Genomic DNA, 15,431 nt, shown 5'->3' with positions numbered 1-15,431 from the left:
ACTATGCAACTTCAAAGCAACAAGCAAAGGCCGCTCAACCAATTGAAATCTGCGCGACTCGTTACTGAATCAGTAGCGAGTCAGTGATTTACTTTTTGCCGGCGGCCAGATTCTATTCACTAGTGAAATACTTTACTGCTCAAGCCATTTTTGCAAAATTTGGTTGGAATGAACCGGCGAAGAAGACGCCTCCCTCCACACAGACAGCATTCTTGACAGAGGGTTTCGCAACTCTACTTTATCGCGACAGGTGTTCAGCAGCGCATCTGTAGTAGTAATTGCGCTCATATAAGGCTCACCTAGTTCTTTCTGCATCAAAATGCACAAGCTTTCCACGCACCAGCCTGCCGATTTACCTTTGAGCAACAAGTCAATTCTAGAAATTTCACCCAGAACAGTCAAAAGTCTATCCTTAACACTGATTTTTTCCGTACATATAATTCCTAACAACCATCCCGAAATCCTAATTTCCAAATTATTTTCAGGATTATCCGCCAGAGTATCAAAATCACTTACAGTCAAACCAAAATCTTTAATACTAGAAGCAGCTTTTCTCATTACTTCAGGCCATTCATTTTCAGATCGATACCGAAAACCCTGAAAAATACCTTTCGTTAACAAACAAATCAAAGCGCCATCATTCCGAGCTATTGGAAAGGGTGTAGGCTCTGTTAAACCAAATACATCGTCACCACTACTATAATCTGTTGCCTCAACTACTGCTCGCAATTGGCTGATAATATTTGGATTTTTTTTATAAAAAATTCCCCAATAAAGAAAATTAGCTTTTGCAAAACGAGCGGACTGCAATAAAGATTTTTCCACCAACGGAAGATATTCCTCTCGTTGCGCAACATTAATACCTAGATGTTCAAAATTCCTTGACATCAAAATATTCACCCCAATAAAAGGCAAATGCCTAAACAAGTCATCCCATCCGACATAGGTTATATTTTGCCCATTAAAATGATTAAGGCCACGAAACACAATAGGCGGGCAAGCATCCACATCCTTCTCATCAACAAACTTGGAAAATGATTGGCGATTCATCGCCCGAAGATGCGAGCAATCATAAGGAATTAAATAATGCTCACCTCTACAAGGAAATAATCCAATCATCCAATCTGGAATAGCAGCCATAAAATCCTCGGACCCCGGCGACATAATTTTCAAAACAACTTGCAAGTCATCAAAATTCGATGTTTGAGAAAATTTTATTAAAGCCAAAATAATCTCAAACATTCCATTTGATTTTAGATTCTTACAATCACTCCATGCCTCAAGAACCTCAGGCGGCAGAGAGCCATTAGCCCAATTGTGTTGAAGCAGATGTACGTAAACGGGTCCATATTCTTTTTTAGATGCTACATTCTTATCATCTCGTATGCGCACATCAAAAATTGCAATAATCAAATTTGAAAGATTGGGGGGAATTTCCGCCAATCTGCAGGCAGCAGGCAGCATTGCTGCATGACCTGTTAATAATGTGCGCAAATTTTCCTTCCCCGTCGAATCCAGTTGCCTCCACTGATCTTCACTCCCTGCGATTCTTAGAGCAGCCGCAATAACCCATATACTGACATGCTCCTCATTTCTCAATAAATTTCTATGATAATCTAATGTATTCCATGCATCCAATGCCACCTGCTGATATTTAGCAGAAAGAGAATGGAAACATTTCAATAAATCTCGATTCAATCCATGTTCATTTGGCAACAACCAACCCAAAGCAATAATAGCGCCTATTGATTCAGAAAAATTAGCCTCTGCTATTTTTTCTGAAAGCACATTAATTAACCAATTTCTTGAATTTGGGGCACGTACATTATTCAAATTTCGCAAAAAACTAACATCTAACAATCCACCAATAGGTTCAAATAGAGTTTTAAACCGTAAGCGATCACGCTTATCTTGTTCAAGGACACCTTCAATTAGAAGACGCATCCCAAGAACAGCCCCTTTAGCCATACGGCGATAGAACAAACGATAAACTCCATCGTTATTCCCTTCATTCAATCTCTCCAAAACTTTTATTGCCACATCCAGTTCAGTTGTTCTTCTATTTTCAACGAGTGCGCTTAGGAGAAAATGCATCACCTCCAACCAATGAGAGTCTCCTCCAACAACTTCAATACGACTAGCCAATACAGAGGGATTATCCACGTCGTACAAAAACTCTGAAGCAAAAAATTCTTGTAACTGCCTTATATCAAAACGGACATGGGCACCATTCTCTGGTGTACTCACCAAAACCAATCTCTCAGTCATCGCTTCCATAACAACATCCACAGTATTATTGGTGTTGTCATCTGACAATTTTTCAACAACATATGTAACAAGCGCTCGAAACTCTGCTTTTGTTAGCGTTGTTTGCGCACCCTCACTACGTTCTGCTCGTGCATGTAACTCGAAACCTAGGCGTGCATGCACAGCGCGTATTAGCCGATCATCTTCTCTTAGTAATCTAGAGATTCTAGGATTATGGACATTCTTTAAACTTTCTCTTTTTTTCATTACTTGATAGAAGTTTTCGAAGAGTGCCCACCGCAACTCTGGTGGGCGCCCCCCATCTCGAACTACTACTGCCATAATATGTGACTGCAACGGTGTCGTCATTAACTGTTGAACACTTTGTGAAGCGGCTGCAGATTTCAGCAGCTCCAATGAGCGCGTCCCCTCATCTTCACTTCGGTCATACCTCACTACAGGCTCAGCGCATAAAATTGCCGTATCTACATCAAGTTTCTGAAGAATAAGAATAGGGCCATCCAATGCGGAAAACTGCCCAGAATAACCTTGTGGACGAGATGTACACAGCGTTAAAACGTCAGCATCCTCTTGAACAACTATCTCATTTATAAAATTATTAACCTCATCTGCTATCAAGTCTTTGACATCATTTGGAACTTCATCCAAACCGTCGAAAAGCACAAACCAACTCTGAACACTTAACGCTCGTCGCAGCATGTTTGGCAAAATATTTTGTTCAATTTTTGCAGCAATGCGATTAGCCAAATAACTCAAAACTCCACGTCCTTCATCATTTGACTTCTGGCCAAACCAATGTGCATATTCCTTGAGTTCTATAAAAATAGGAATTCGAGGGGCCGAAGGCCAAGCTCCAATTCTGTCTGCGGCCACTTTGACCTCTAACGCGAGATTCTTCACTTTTTCCGTAACCACTGGTGCATCAGGTAGTAATAGAAGTGCAGCCCTTTGTATTTGGCTGAAATATTGACCAACGGTTGATTTTCCTTGACCAGGACCACCTTTCAAAAGTGCAACTCTGGCACGATGAGGGTTTTTCCTCCAGTCGCGCCATACCTTTGAATACTGGCTTATAACCGAATATCGTTGGGGCTGCGCCGATGCACTACAAAGATAATCAAGCGCTGACCCCTCCAAATCAGATTCATCTACAGAAAATGGTAAATCAATGAATAAATGATGAACGCCGGGACGAGTGTCAGACGAGGATCCTGCTTGATCAAGCTTTGTATATATTTGCTCAGAAAATTGAGTTCCAACAAGATAGCGAATAACGCTCGATATATTCGCATATTGATCGGTCAATTGGTTTTGAAGCGCAGAAAGAACTTCCCCTGGCGTAATAAAGTGTGCGTATTGCTGTGCCACATCCGGATATTGCGAAAGAAGGCCGAGAATTTTATTACCACCCCAAATCGCAATGTTCACCTTTTTTCTAGTCGCAGCGTCTACTAAAGAACGTATCGCATCAAAACTACCCGTATCTGATTTGCCACTTGGATCAATGTTAGTGGCAATAATCCAATTATCTGGCCATAATCTGCCGTTATCAGATTCCTCAAACAACTCAATCTCACCCTTAACTTTCTCAATTAACCATTTTTGTGGATTTTTTGATAGATGAGGCGCATGAAACTTTGACTGGATATACCAAATACCCTTCCAATTTTCAGTAATGGAAGGGTAAGGTGCCTCACCTTCAAAAAAACCATCTCGCCCACCATCTGGACCCGGGCCAAAACCTGAAGAGCCAGGTCCAAGCACTTTTAGTGCGAGAAGGTTGACAAGATTCTCAAATGCATAAGGATCTAGCCCACCTAGCTCATAGGAATTGACCATAATTTTTCCGCCTTTTCTCTTTTTTAGTTGCTTAAAGTTCGAACAAACAACCGTTAAAAAAAAGCCGCGCAGCCCAATCGGAATCTGCGCGGCCAGCTACTGAATCAGTAGCAATTCAATAACTTACTTCTTCGCCGGCGGCAAATCCGTGCAGCTACCATGTGCCACCTCCGCGGCCATGCCGATGCTTTCGCCCAGCGTCGGATGCGGGTGGATGGTCTTGCCGATGTCGACGGCATCCGCGCCCATCTCGATGGCCAGCGCGATCTCGCCGATCATGTCGCCGGCATGCGTGCCGACCATGCCGCCGCCGAGGATCTTGCCGTGGCCATGGGCTTCGGGGGAGTCGTCGAACAGCAGCTTGGTGACGCCTTCGTCGCGGCCATTGGCAATGGCGCGGCCGGATGCGGTCCAGGGGAACAGGCCCTTCTTGACCTTGATGCCCTGGGCCTTGGCCTGGTCTTCGGTGAGGCCGACCCAGGCGACTTCGGGGTCGGTGTAGGCGACGCTGGGGATCACGCGGGCATTGAAGGCGGCGGCTGCCAATTCCTTGTTGCCTTGCAGTTCACCGGCGATGACTTCGGCCGCCACGTGAGCCTCGTGCACCGCCTTGTGGGCCAGCATGGGCTGGCCGACGATGTCGCCGATGGCGAAGATGTGCGGCACGTTGGTGCGCATCTGGATGTCGACGTTGATGAAGCCGCGGTCGGTCACGGCGACGCCGGCCTTCTCGGCGGCGATCTTCTTGCCGTTAGGCGTGCGGCCGACGGCCTGCAGCACCAGGTCGTAGACCTGGGGCGCAGGGGCGGTGCCGCCCTCTTCCGCGGGTGCGAAGGTTACTTCGATGCCCTCGGGCGTGGCCTTGGCGCCGACGGTCTTGGTCTTCAGCATGATGTTGTCGAAGCGCGGTGCGTTCATCTTCTGCCAGATCTTGACCAGGTCGCGATCGGCGCCCTGCATCAGGCCGTCGAGCATTTCCACTACGTCCAGGCGCGCGCCCAGGGTGCTGTAGACCGTGCCCATTTCCAGGCCGATGATGCCGCCGCCGAGGATCAGCATGCGCTTGGGCACTTCCTTGAGCGCCAGCGCGCCGGTGCTGTCGACCACACGCGGGTCCACCGGCATGAAGGGCAGGCGCACCGCCTGGCTGCCAGCGGCGATGATGGCCTTCTTGAAGGCGATGGTCTGGGTCTTGCCGGTCTTCTCCTGGCCTTCGGCACCGGCGGTTTCTTCGACCTGCAGATGGTTGGCGCCAACGAACTGGCCGACGCCGCGCACGGTGGTGACCTTGCGCATCTTGGCCATGGCCGCCAGGCCACCGGTCAGCTTGCCGATGACCTTTTCTTTGTGGCCGCGCAGCTTGTCGATGTTGACGGCGGGCGCACCGAAGTCGATGCCGAGGGCACCCAGGTGGCTGACTTCGTCCATCACCGCAGCCACGTGCAACAGCGCTTTGGAGGGGATGCAACCCACGTTCAGGCAGACGCCGCCCAGGGTAGCGTAGCGTTCGACCAGGATGACCTTCAGACCCAGGTCGGCCGCGCGGAAGGCGGCGGAATAGCCGCCAGGGCCGCCGCCGAGCACCAGCACGTCGCACTCCAGATCGGCGGTGCCGGCAAAGCTGGATGCAGTCGGCGCTGGCGCCGCCGCTACAGGAGTTGTAGCTGCTGGCGCAGGTGCTACCTGCGCTGGAGCCGGTTTTTGCTCGGAAGCTGGAGCAGCAGCCGCACCAGCGACTTCCAGCGTCAGCACGACGGAGCCTTCCTTGACCTTGTCGCCCAGCGCCACTTTGAGCGCGGTGACCACGCCGCCGTGGCTGGACGGGATTTCCATCGAGGCCTTGTCGCTCTCCACGGTGATCAGGGACTGGTCGGGCTTGACGGTGTCGCCCACCTTGACCATCAGTTCGATGACGGTGACTTCGTCGAAATCGCCGATGTCGGGGACTTTTATTTCCAGGGATGCCATTTGTTTGATCTCCACTTTATTTCTTTAACTTGACGGTGAACACATCCACCGGACCACCAGAGTTCTTGTCGAATTCGCAGGCTGCCTGCACGCTGAGCACAGCCAGGTCGCGCGCCGATTTGGCGCTGCCCCAGCTGGCATGCAGGGCGCCCAGCGCGAAGCTGCGGCCCGAGCCTATGCCCCAGAATTCTTTGAACTCGAACACCTCGCGGTAGCTGTACAGCCCGTAGATGCCGGTGGCATTGGCCACCACCACGCTGAACTGGCTGGACTCGTAGGGGTCGTTGTCGTCTTCTTTGGTTTGCAGAAAGAAGGTCTCTTTCAGCACCGGGTGCAGCCGGGTGAAGGTGTCGAACACTTCGTCCTTGCTGCCCAACAAAAGCTGGTCTTTGGGCAGGGCTTCCATGGCCTTGCGCAGCGCGGGAAAGTGGGCCACCGTGCCCGCCATGCCGACGAAGCTGGCGCCCGCCAGGGTGTCGATCTTGAAGATTTTGCTGTTCTCTTCAAACCGGCTACCCAGGCGGGTGTCGCCGAAGGTCACCAGCGTGTCGGCGGCTATCGCCACCACCCCCGCTTTCTTGACCACGACGACGGTCGTCATATCAGAGCAGTACCCGGCGGAAGTCGGTGAGGACTTGACCGAAATAGGCGTTGAAGCGGGCTGCAGCCGCGCCGTCGATCACGCGGTGGTCCCACGACAGCGACAGCGGCAGCATCAGCTTGGGCACAAAGGCCTTACCGTCCCACTTGGGTTCGATCGAGCTCTTGCACACGCCCATGATGGCCACTTCGGGCGCGTTGATGATGGGCGTGAAGTAGCGCCCGCCAATGCCGCCCAGGCTGGAGATGGTGAAGCAGGCGCCGCTCATGTCCGCTGGGCCCAGCTTTCCGTCGCGCGCCTTCTTGGCCAGGTCGCCCATTTCTTGGCTGATCTGGACCACACCCTTCTTGTCCGCGTCCTTGATGACCGGAACCACCAGGCCGTTCGGCGTATCCGCCGCGAAGCCGATGTTGAAGTACTGCTTCATCACCAGTTGGTCGCCGTCCAGCGAGCTGTTGAACTCGGGGAACTTCTTCAGGGCCGCCACGCTGGCCTTGATCATGAAGGCGAGCATGGTCAGCTTGATGCCGGCCTTCTCGTTTTCCTTGTTCATGCTGACGCGGAAGGCTTCGAGTTCGGTGATGTCGCAGTCGTCGTGGTTGGTGACGTGCGGAATGATCACCCAGTTGCGGTGCAGATTGGCGCCGCTGATCTTCTTGATGCGCGACATGTCCTTGCGCTCGACCGGGCCGAACTTGGCGAAGTCGACCTTGGGCCAGGGCAGCAGGCCCAGGGCCTCGCCACCGCCTGCCGCAGCCTTGGGCGCAGCCGCGGCCTGGGCCTTGGTCTGCACGGCGCCGGCCATCACCGACTTGGTGAAGCTTTGCACGTCGGAATCGGTGATGCGGCCCTTGCGGCCCGTACCCTTGACCTCGTCCAGCGGCACGCCGAGTTCGCGGGCGAACTTGCGCACCGAGGGCGATGCATGCGGCAGTGCGCCAGAGGGCGCCACGGTGGGGTTGTGGGCCGCGGGTGCAGCGGCAGCCGCGACCGGAGCGGCGACCGGTGCCGCAGGTGCGGGGCTGGCCGCAGCAGCTGCAACAGGTGCCGATGCGGGTGCAGGAGCCGCAGCAGCGGGTGCGCCCACGCCTTCGACGATGGCCAGCAGGTCACCGATGTTGACGGTGTCACCCAACTTGACCTTGAGTTCTTTCAGCACGCCGGCCGAGGACGACGGGATCTCCATCGAGGCCTTGTCGCTCTCCACGGTGATCAGCGACTGCTCTTGCTTGATGGTGTCGCCAACCTTGACCATGACTTCGATGACGGTTACGTCCTTGAAGTCGCCGATGTCGGGTACGAAGATCTGGATCGGGCCGGAGGCCGCAGGTGCGGCAGCCGGTGCTGCTACAGGAGTTGTAGCTGCTGGCGCAGGTGCCGCCTGCGCTGCAGCCGCTTTGGGTGCTTCAGCTGCAGGGGCGGCGGCAGCGCCACCGGCGACTTCCAGCATCACCACCAACGAGCCTTGCTTGACCTTGTCGCCGATGGCGACCTTGAGTTCCTTGACCACGCCGGCCGCGCTGGACGGGATTTCCATCGACGCCTTGTCGCTTTCGACGGTGATCAGCGACTGGTCGGCCTTGACGGTATCGCCAGGCTTGACCATCAGCTCGATCACGGTGACCTCGTCAAAGTCCCCAATGTCGGGGACATGAATTTCTACCAATGCCATGTTGTGTCTCCAAAGTGCGGGCAGGACCGCTGTGCGCGGTCCTGCGAGTGGGGTTTTTTATGCGTAGAGCGGGTTGATCTTGTCGGCCTGGATGCCGTACTTGGCAATCGCCTCGGCCACCTTGGCCGCCGGCACCGTGCCGTCTTCGCTCAGCGCCTTCAACGTGGCAACCACGATGTAGTGGCGGTTCACTTCAAAATGCTCGCGCAGCTTGCTGCGGAAATCGCTGCGGCCAAAACCGTCGGTACCCAGCACCTTGTAGGTACGGCCCTTGGGGATGAACGGGCGGATCTGCTCGGCGTAGGCCTTCATGTAGTCGGTGGACGCAATGACCGGGCCGGTGGAGCCCGCCAGTTGCTGGCCAACGAAGCCAACGCGTGGGGTTTCCAGCGGGTGCAGCAGGTTGTAGCGGTCAGCGTCCTGGCCGTCGCGGGTCAGCTCGTTGAAGCTTGGGCAGCTCCAGACGTTGGCCGACACGCCCCACTCTTTTTCCAGCAGCTCTTGCGCGGCAATCGATTCGCGCAGGATGGTGCCCGAACCCAGCAATTGCACGGTGCCCTTGCCGTCGGTGGCGGGCTTGCACAGGTACATGCCCTTGATGATCTGCTCTTCGGTGCCGGCGGTGAGGCCGGGCATCGCGTAGTTTTCGTTCAGCAGGGTCAGGTAGTAGTAGACGTTGTCCTGTTTCTCGACCATGCGCTTCAGGCCATGGTGCAGGATGACGGCCACTTCGTGCGCAAACGTGGGGTCGTAGCTGATGCAGTTCGGAATCGTGCCGGCCATGATGTGGCTGTGACCGTCTTCGTGCTGCAGGCCTTCGCCGTTCAGCGTGGTACGGCCCGAGGTGCCGCCCAGCAGGAAGCCGCGGGCTTGCATATCGCCAGCCGCCCAGGCCAGGTCGCCGATGCGCTGGAAGCCGAACATCGAGTAGTACACATAGAACGGCACCATGATGCGGTTGCTGGTGCTGTAGCTGGTGGCCGCAGCGATCCAGCTGGACATGCCGCCGGCTTCGTTGATGCCTTCTTGCAGGATCTGGCCGGCTTTGTCTTCCTTGTAGTACATGACCTGGTCTTTATCGACCGGGGTGTACTGCTGGCCAGCGGGGTTGTAGATACCAATCTGGCGGAACAGGCCTTCCATACCGAAGGTACGGGCTTCGTCGACCAGAATCGGCACCACGCGTGGACCCAGGGCCTGGTCGCGCAGCAGCGTGGTCAAAAAGCGCACGTAGGCTTGGGTGGTGGAGATCTCGCGGCCTTCGGGCGTGGGCTCGATTACCGACTTGAAGGTTTCCAGCGCCGGCACGGTGAAGCTCTCGTCGGCCTTGGTGCGGCGGTGTGGCAGGTAGCCGCCCAGTGCCTTGCGGCGCTCGTGCAGGTACTGCATTTCCGGGGTGTCGTCGGCCGGCTTGTAGAACGGAATCTCGGCCAGTTGGCTGTCCGGGATCGGGATGTTGAAGCGGTCGCGGAAGATTTTGATGTCTTCGTCGGTCAGCTTCTTGGTCTGGTGGACGTTGTTCTTGCCTTCGCCGCTCTTGCCCATGCCGAAGCCCTTGACGGTCTTGATCAGCAGCACGGTCGGTTGGCCGGTGTGGTTGACCGCCTTGTCGTAGGCTGCGTAGACCTTCTTGGCATCGTGGCCGCCGCGCTTCAGGGCGAAGATTTCGTCGTCGCTCATGTGGGCGACCATTTCCAGCGTGCGCGGATCGCGGCCGAAGAAATGCTTGCGCACGTAGGCACCGTCGTTGGCCTTGAAGGCCTGGTAGTCGCCGTCCAGCGTGTCCATCATCAGCTTTTGCAGCGCGCCGTCCTTGTCGCGGGCCAGCAAGGTGTCCCACTCGCTGCCCCACAGCAGCTTGATGACGTTCCAGCCGGCACCGCGGAATTCGCCTTCCAGCTCTTGCACGATCTTGCCGTTGCCGCGCACCGGGCCGTCCAGGCGCTGCAGATTGCAGTTGACTACGAAGATCAGGTTGTCGAGGTTTTCACGCGCGGCCAGGCCGATGGCGCCCAGGGATTCGACTTCGTCCATTTCGCCGTCGCCGCAGAACACCCAGACCTTGCGGTTGGCGGTGTCGGCAATGCCACGGGCATGCAGGTACTTCAGGAAGCGGGCTTGGTAGATGGCCATCAGCGGGCCCAGGCCCATGGACACCGTGGGGAACTGCCAGAACTCGGGCATCAGCTTGGGATGCGGGTAACTGGACAGGCCCTTGCCGTCGACTTCCTGGCGGAAGTGCAGCAACTGGTCTTCGGTCAAACGGCCTTCGAGGTAGGCGCGGGCGTAGACACCGGGCGACACATGGCCCTGGATGTACAGGCAGTCGCCACCGTGGTTTTCGCTCTCGGCATGCCAGAAGTGGTTGAAGCCGGCGCCAAACATATGGGCCAGCGAGGCGAAGGAGCCGATGTGGCCACCCAGGTCACCGCCGTCTACCGGGTGGTGGCGATTCGCCTTGACCACCATGGCCATGGCGTTCCAGCGCATGTAGGCGCGCAGGCGTTCTTCGATTTCGATGTTGCCAGGGCAACGGGCTTCTTGGTCGGCCGCGATGGTGTTGACGTAGGCAGTGTTGCCGGAGAACGGCAGGTCGATGCTTTTCTGGCGTGCGTGGGCCAGCAATTGTTCCAACAAGAAATGCGCCCGCTCCGGGCCTTCGCTTTCGATGACGGCGGACAAAGCGTCCATCCACTCACGGGTTTCCTGGCTGTCTGCGTCGGTTGGGGCAGCTCCAGGCAAGCTTTCGGGTACAGCTGACATGCTTTGTCTCCTTTGTTGGTAACAGTATTTTGAGGGGTTGGGACGGCTTTTTTGAGCAGCATGTCTATTTTTGCACAAAACTTTGCCTGTTTCAATATATGGATAGTTGTTTCACAATACGAAAAATAAAGTCTCGAAATTCAGTAATAACACGCATAGTTTTTTGTCCACCGGGGTTCTATAGCGCGGCTCCCCTACACTTCGGGCATGCCTTCGCGCCCATCCGCAAAACCTCTGCTCTCCGAGCCCCTGACGCCTTCGCGTTGGTGGCGCCACTGGTGGCGCAAACAAACGCCGCACCGCCAGGACCGCTTCGCCATGCTGGCGCCGCTGATCGCGGTGCTGCTGTTTTTTGCCGCCATCGGTTCGTCCTTCATGTATTTGCGGCTGGAAGAAATCGACCGCGAGCAGGAAGCCGTGAAGCGCGATGTGGAATACACCCAGCAGCAGATCCGTCTGCGCCTGCTGGAGCGGCAAGAGCAGCTGATGCGCATTGGCCGCGACATCTCCAACGAGGAGGTGGACGCGCAAGAGTTCGTCAGCCGTGCCGAATCGCTGGTGGCCCAGCACCCCGACCTGCAATCGGTCAGCTGGATCGACGAGCGCCGCCGCATCAAGGCCAGCTATTCGGCGCCCAGCCTGCCCACGCCGCTGGTGCGGGTGGTCGATACCTTGCTGCGCCCCGGCGGCGATACCGAGAGCACCTTCAGCTTGGCGCGCGACCTGCAGCAGCCGGTGTATGCACAGCCAGCGGGCAAATCCGAAGTCGTGCCGCTGTTGCAGCTGCATATTCCGCTGGCCGACCGCGGCCACTTCGCCGGCGTCCTGCTGGCCGAGTACTCGAACGAAAACCTGCTGCGCTACGGCGTGCCCGCCGAGGTGCTGGCCAAGTACGCGGTAGCCCTGCTGAATGGCAATGGCCGGGTGCTGGCCGGCAATGCCGGCCCCATCCACTCGGTGGGCACCCGTTTGCTGCCCTGGTCCAGCCAGTCGGAAGCCTATGAGATCCCGGTGTCGCCGGTCGGCAATGGCCTGGTGCTGCGGGCCCAGGCCTACCGCACCTCGCAGGGCGTGATCGGCAGCGGCCTGTTCTGGCTGGTCGGCGCCCTCAGCGTGCTGACCGCCTGGATGCTGATCGGCAACTGGCGCCACACCCGGCGGCGCCTGCAAGCCCAGCAGGCACTGGTCTCGGAGACCAACTTCCGCCGCGCCATGGAAAGCTCGATGCTGACCGGCATGCGCGCGCTGGACATGCAGGGCCGCATCACCTATGTGAATACCGCGTTCTGCCGCATGACCGGCTGGAGCGAGTCGGCTCTGGTCGGCCACACCGCCCCCTTCGTCCACTGGCCGGAGGAAGACCGCGCCTATCTGGCGGCCCGGCTGGAAGACGAGCTGAACGGCCGGACTCCGCCCGGCGGCTTCCAGGTGCGGGTCAAGCGCCGCGACGGCAGCGTGTTCGACGGCCGCATGTATGTGGCGCCGCTGATCGACGCCGTGGGCAAGCAAACCGGCTGGATGACCTCCATGACCGACATCACCGAGCCCAACCGCATCCGCGAGCAGCTGTCGGCCTCGTACGAACGCTTCACCAAGGTGCTGGAGGCGCTGGACGCCTCGGTGTCGGTAGCCCCCATCAACAGCCACGAGCTGCTGTTTGCCAACAAGCTGTACCGGCTGTGGTTCGGCGTGCAGACCGAAGGCCATGAAAAGCTGGTCGCCCAGGCCGGCGTGCCCACCATCCCGCCCAGCGACGAAACCATGGACGACGTGGACGCCTTTGCCGGCCTGCCGACCGACAGCCTGACCGACACCCAGGCCGAAAGCTCCGAGGTGTTTGTCCCCGAACTCGGCAAATGGCTGGAGGTTCGCACCCGCTACCTGAGCTGGGTCGATGCCCGCCTGGTACAGATGGTGATTGCCACCGACATCACGCCGCGCCGCCGCGCCGAAGAGCAATCGGCCGCCCAGGCCGAGCGCGCGCAGACCTCCAGCCGCCTGATCACCATGGGCGAAATGGCCTCCAGCGTGGCCCACGAGCTGAACCAGCCGCTGGCCGCCATCAGCAACTACTGCAACGGCATGGTGTCGCGCATCAAAGGCAACGGCATTGCCGAGGCCGACCTGCTGGCCGCGCTGGACAAAACTGCCCGCCAGGCCCAGCGCGCCGGCCAGATCATCCAGCGCATCCAGTCTTTCGTGAAGCGCAGCGAGCCCAACCGCAGCCCGTCCGACGTAGAGCACATGGTGTCCGAGGCAGTAGAACTGGCCGGCATCGAGCTGCGCCGGCGCAATGTACGGCTCAGCCATTACGTGGCGGCGCGCCTGCCGCGCCTGCAGGTCGACCCTATCCTGATCGAGCAGGTGCTGGTAAACCTGCTGCGCAACGCGGCCGAAGCCATCGACCTGGCGCAGCGCCCGACCGCCCAGCGCAACATCGAATTGCGCGTTATCCCCAAATTGATGGACGAAAAAGCCGGCATCGAATTCTCGGTATCCGACACCGGCCGGGGCCTGGCACCCGAAGTACAGGAACGCCTGTTCGAAGCCTTCTTCTCAACCAAGGCCGAGGGCATGGGCATTGGCCTGAACCTGTGCCGTACGATTGTCGAGTCGCATCTGGGCCGGATGCAGGCCGAGAACCTCTACAATGGAAACGAAGGCACAGGGTGCCGTTTTTCATTCTGGCTCCCGTTGGCGCAATCCTCTATCGCGCAGATTGGCCCAGCAAATACCCCCCCAACCCCGGAGTGACTGCATGAGTTTGATCCCCAAAAAAGGCACCGTGTACGTAGTCGATGACGACGAAGCTGTCCGAGACTCGCTGCAATGGCTGTTGGAAGGCAAGGACTACCGGGTCCGTTGCTTCGATTCCGCAGAGTCCTTTTTAAGCCGCTTTGATGCGCGCGAAGTGGCCTGTCTGATCGTTGACATCCGCATGGGTGGCATGACCGGGCTGGAGCTGCAAGACCGCCTGATCGAGCGCAAGTCGCCCTTGCCCATCGTCTTCATCACCGGCCACGGCGACGTGCCGATGGCGGTGGACACGATGAAAAAAGGCGCCATGGATTTCATCCAGAAGCCTTTCAAGGAAGACGAGCTGGTTGGCCTGGTCGAGCGCATGCTGGAGCACGCCAAAGACGCCTTCACCGACCACCAGCAAGCCGCCAGCCGCGGCGTGTTGCTGTCCAAGCTGACCTCGCGCGAAAGCCAGGTGCTGGAACGCATCGTCGCCGGCCGCCTGAACAAGCAGATCGCCGACGACCTGGGCATCAGCATCAAGACGGTGGAAGCGCACCGCGCCAACATCATGGAAAAGCTCAACGCCAACACCGTGGCCGACCTGCTGAAAATCGCCTTGGGACAAGCTGCACCCAAGTAACACTACTATTTCGATAGCACCTCACGCCCGTCTGATCTGCGTCAACGGGCGTTTTTACTTATATTTTTGAACGATGACCGCTGAACTGATCGATGGCAACGCCCTGTCCCAAAAACTGCGCCAGGACGTAGCCGCCCGCGCCGCCGCCCTGCGCGCCCGCGGCACCACGCCCGGCCTGGCCGTGGTGCTGGTCGGTGACAACCCCGCCAGCCAGGTGTATGTGCGCAACAAGGTCAAGGCCTGCGAAAACAGCGGCCTGCATTCGGTGCTCGAAAAATACGACGCCGACCTGTCCGAAGCCGCGCTGCTGGCCCGGGTCGATGCGCTGAACCACGACCCGGCCATCCACGGCATCCTGGTGCAGCTGCCGCTGCCCGCGCATATCGACGCGCAAAAAGTGATTGAAGCCATATCCCCCGCCAAGGATGTGGACGGCTTCCACATCGCCAGCGCCGGCGCACTGATGACTGGCGCCCCCGGCTTCTGGCCCTGCACGCCCTATGGCTGCATGAAGATGCTGGAAAGCATTGGCTACGACCTGCGCGGCAAGCACGCCGTGGTGATCGGCCGCAGCAACATCGTCGGCAAGCCCATGGCGCTGATGCTGCTGCAGAAGAACGCCACCGTCACCATCTGCCACAGCGGCACCAAAGACCTGAAAGCCATGACCCTGCAGGCCGACGTGATCGTCGCCGCCGTGGGCAAGCGCAATGTGCTGACCGCCGACATGGTCAAGCCCGGCGCCGTGGTGCTGGACGTGGGCATGAACCGCGACGATGCAGGCAAGCTCTGCGGCGACGTGGACTTCGACGGCGTCAAGGCCGTGGCCAGCCACCTCACCCCGGTGCCTGGCGGTGTCGGCCCGATGACCATCACCATGCTGCTGGTCAACACCATGGAAGCTGCGGAACGTTCTGCCAGCTCTTGAATCGATAGAG

General features: G+C 57.4%; 8 protein-coding genes. 3 read left to right on the top strand and 5 right to left on the bottom strand.

Going from position 1 to position 15,431, the window contains the following annotated elements; translation table 11 throughout:
• Nucleotides 1-132: 132 nt before the first annotated feature.
• From J2X19_RS12980 to aceE, 5 genes are all read right to left on the bottom strand, one after another.
• Entirely contained in the window at nucleotides 133-4,107 is a 3,975-nt protein-coding gene (locus J2X19_RS12980) for an NACHT domain-containing protein (RefSeq protein WP_310373666.1), read from the bottom strand.
• A 123-nt stretch (nucleotides 4,108-4,230) separates the two neighbouring features.
• On the bottom strand, nucleotides 4,231-6,075 hold the full coding sequence (gene lpdA, locus J2X19_RS12975; protein WP_310373664.1) for a dihydrolipoyl dehydrogenase: 1,845 nt from the start codon (nucleotides 6,073-6,075) through the stop codon (nucleotides 4,231-4,233).
• A gap of 16 nt (nucleotides 6,076-6,091) precedes the next feature.
• Nucleotides 6,092-6,676 (bottom strand): Ntn hydrolase family protein, encoded by a 585-nt coding sequence (locus J2X19_RS12970; protein WP_310373662.1) that lies wholly within the window; start codon nucleotides 6,674-6,676, stop codon nucleotides 6,092-6,094.
• 1 nt (nucleotide 6,677) lies between these two features.
• Complete coding sequence (gene aceF / locus J2X19_RS12965; RefSeq protein WP_310373660.1) at nucleotides 6,678-8,348, bottom strand: dihydrolipoyllysine-residue acetyltransferase; 1,671 nt, start codon at nucleotides 8,346-8,348, stop codon at nucleotides 6,678-6,680.
• 57 nt (nucleotides 8,349-8,405) lie between these two features.
• Nucleotides 8,406-11,111: a pyruvate dehydrogenase (acetyl-transferring), homodimeric type gene (aceE, locus tag J2X19_RS12960; protein WP_310373658.1), complete on the bottom strand. Its 2,706-nt coding sequence runs from the start codon at nucleotides 11,109-11,111 to the stop codon at nucleotides 8,406-8,408.
• Nucleotides 11,112-11,318: 207 nt separating this feature from the next.
• On the opposite strand from aceE, the gene J2X19_RS12955 reads away from it, so the two are divergent.
• From J2X19_RS12955 to folD, 3 genes are all read left to right on the top strand, one after another.
• Entirely contained in the window at nucleotides 11,319-13,865 is a 2,547-nt protein-coding gene (locus J2X19_RS12955; RefSeq protein ID WP_310373657.1) for a PAS domain S-box protein, read from the top strand.
• A gap of 4 nt (nucleotides 13,866-13,869) precedes the next feature.
• Entirely contained in the window at nucleotides 13,870-14,493 is a 624-nt protein-coding gene (locus tag J2X19_RS12950) for a response regulator transcription factor (RefSeq protein ID WP_092755641.1), read from the top strand.
• 73 nt (nucleotides 14,494-14,566) lie between these two features.
• A complete protein-coding gene (folD, locus tag J2X19_RS12945; protein WP_310373648.1) occupies nucleotides 14,567-15,421 on the top strand; it encodes a bifunctional methylenetetrahydrofolate dehydrogenase/methenyltetrahydrofolate cyclohydrolase FolD in 855 nt (284 codons plus the stop codon).
• Nucleotides 15,422-15,431 lie beyond the last annotated feature (10 nt).

Origin of the sequence: Rhodoferax ferrireducens, assembly GCF_031458075.1 — a bacterium.
Taxonomy (GTDB): Bacteria; Pseudomonadota; Gammaproteobacteria; order Burkholderiales; family Burkholderiaceae_C; genus Rhodoferax_B; species Rhodoferax_B ferrireducens_A.
The sequence above is the reverse complement of the archived record's forward strand: the minus strand, read 5'-3'. Positions and strand labels throughout refer to the sequence as shown.

Bases quoted from the DNA above. Each gene is read 5' to 3' on its own strand.
- J2X19_RS12970 (WP_310373662.1), bottom strand. From the start codon at position 6,676: ATGACGACCGTCGTCGTGGTCAAGAAAGCGGGGGTGGTGGCGATAGCC.
- folD (WP_310373648.1), top strand. From the start codon at position 14,567: ATGACCGCTGAACTGATCGATGGCAACGCCCTGTCCCAAAAACTGCGC.
- aceE (WP_310373658.1), bottom strand. From the start codon at position 11,111: ATGTCAGCTGTACCCGAAAGCTTGCCTGGAGCTGCCCCAACCGACGCA.
- J2X19_RS12950 (WP_092755641.1), top strand. From the start codon at position 13,870: ATGAGTTTGATCCCCAAAAAAGGCACCGTGTACGTAGTCGATGACGAC.
- J2X19_RS12980 (WP_310373666.1), bottom strand. From the start codon at position 4,107: ATGGTCAATTCCTATGAGCTAGGTGGGCTAGATCCTTATGCATTTGAG.
- J2X19_RS12955 (WP_310373657.1), top strand. From the start codon at position 11,319: ATGCCTTCGCGCCCATCCGCAAAACCTCTGCTCTCCGAGCCCCTGACG.
- aceF (WP_310373660.1), bottom strand. From the start codon at position 8,348: ATGGCATTGGTAGAAATTCATGTCCCCGACATTGGGGACTTTGACGAG.
- lpdA (WP_310373664.1), bottom strand. From the start codon at position 6,075: ATGGCATCCCTGGAAATAAAAGTCCCCGACATCGGCGATTTCGACGAA.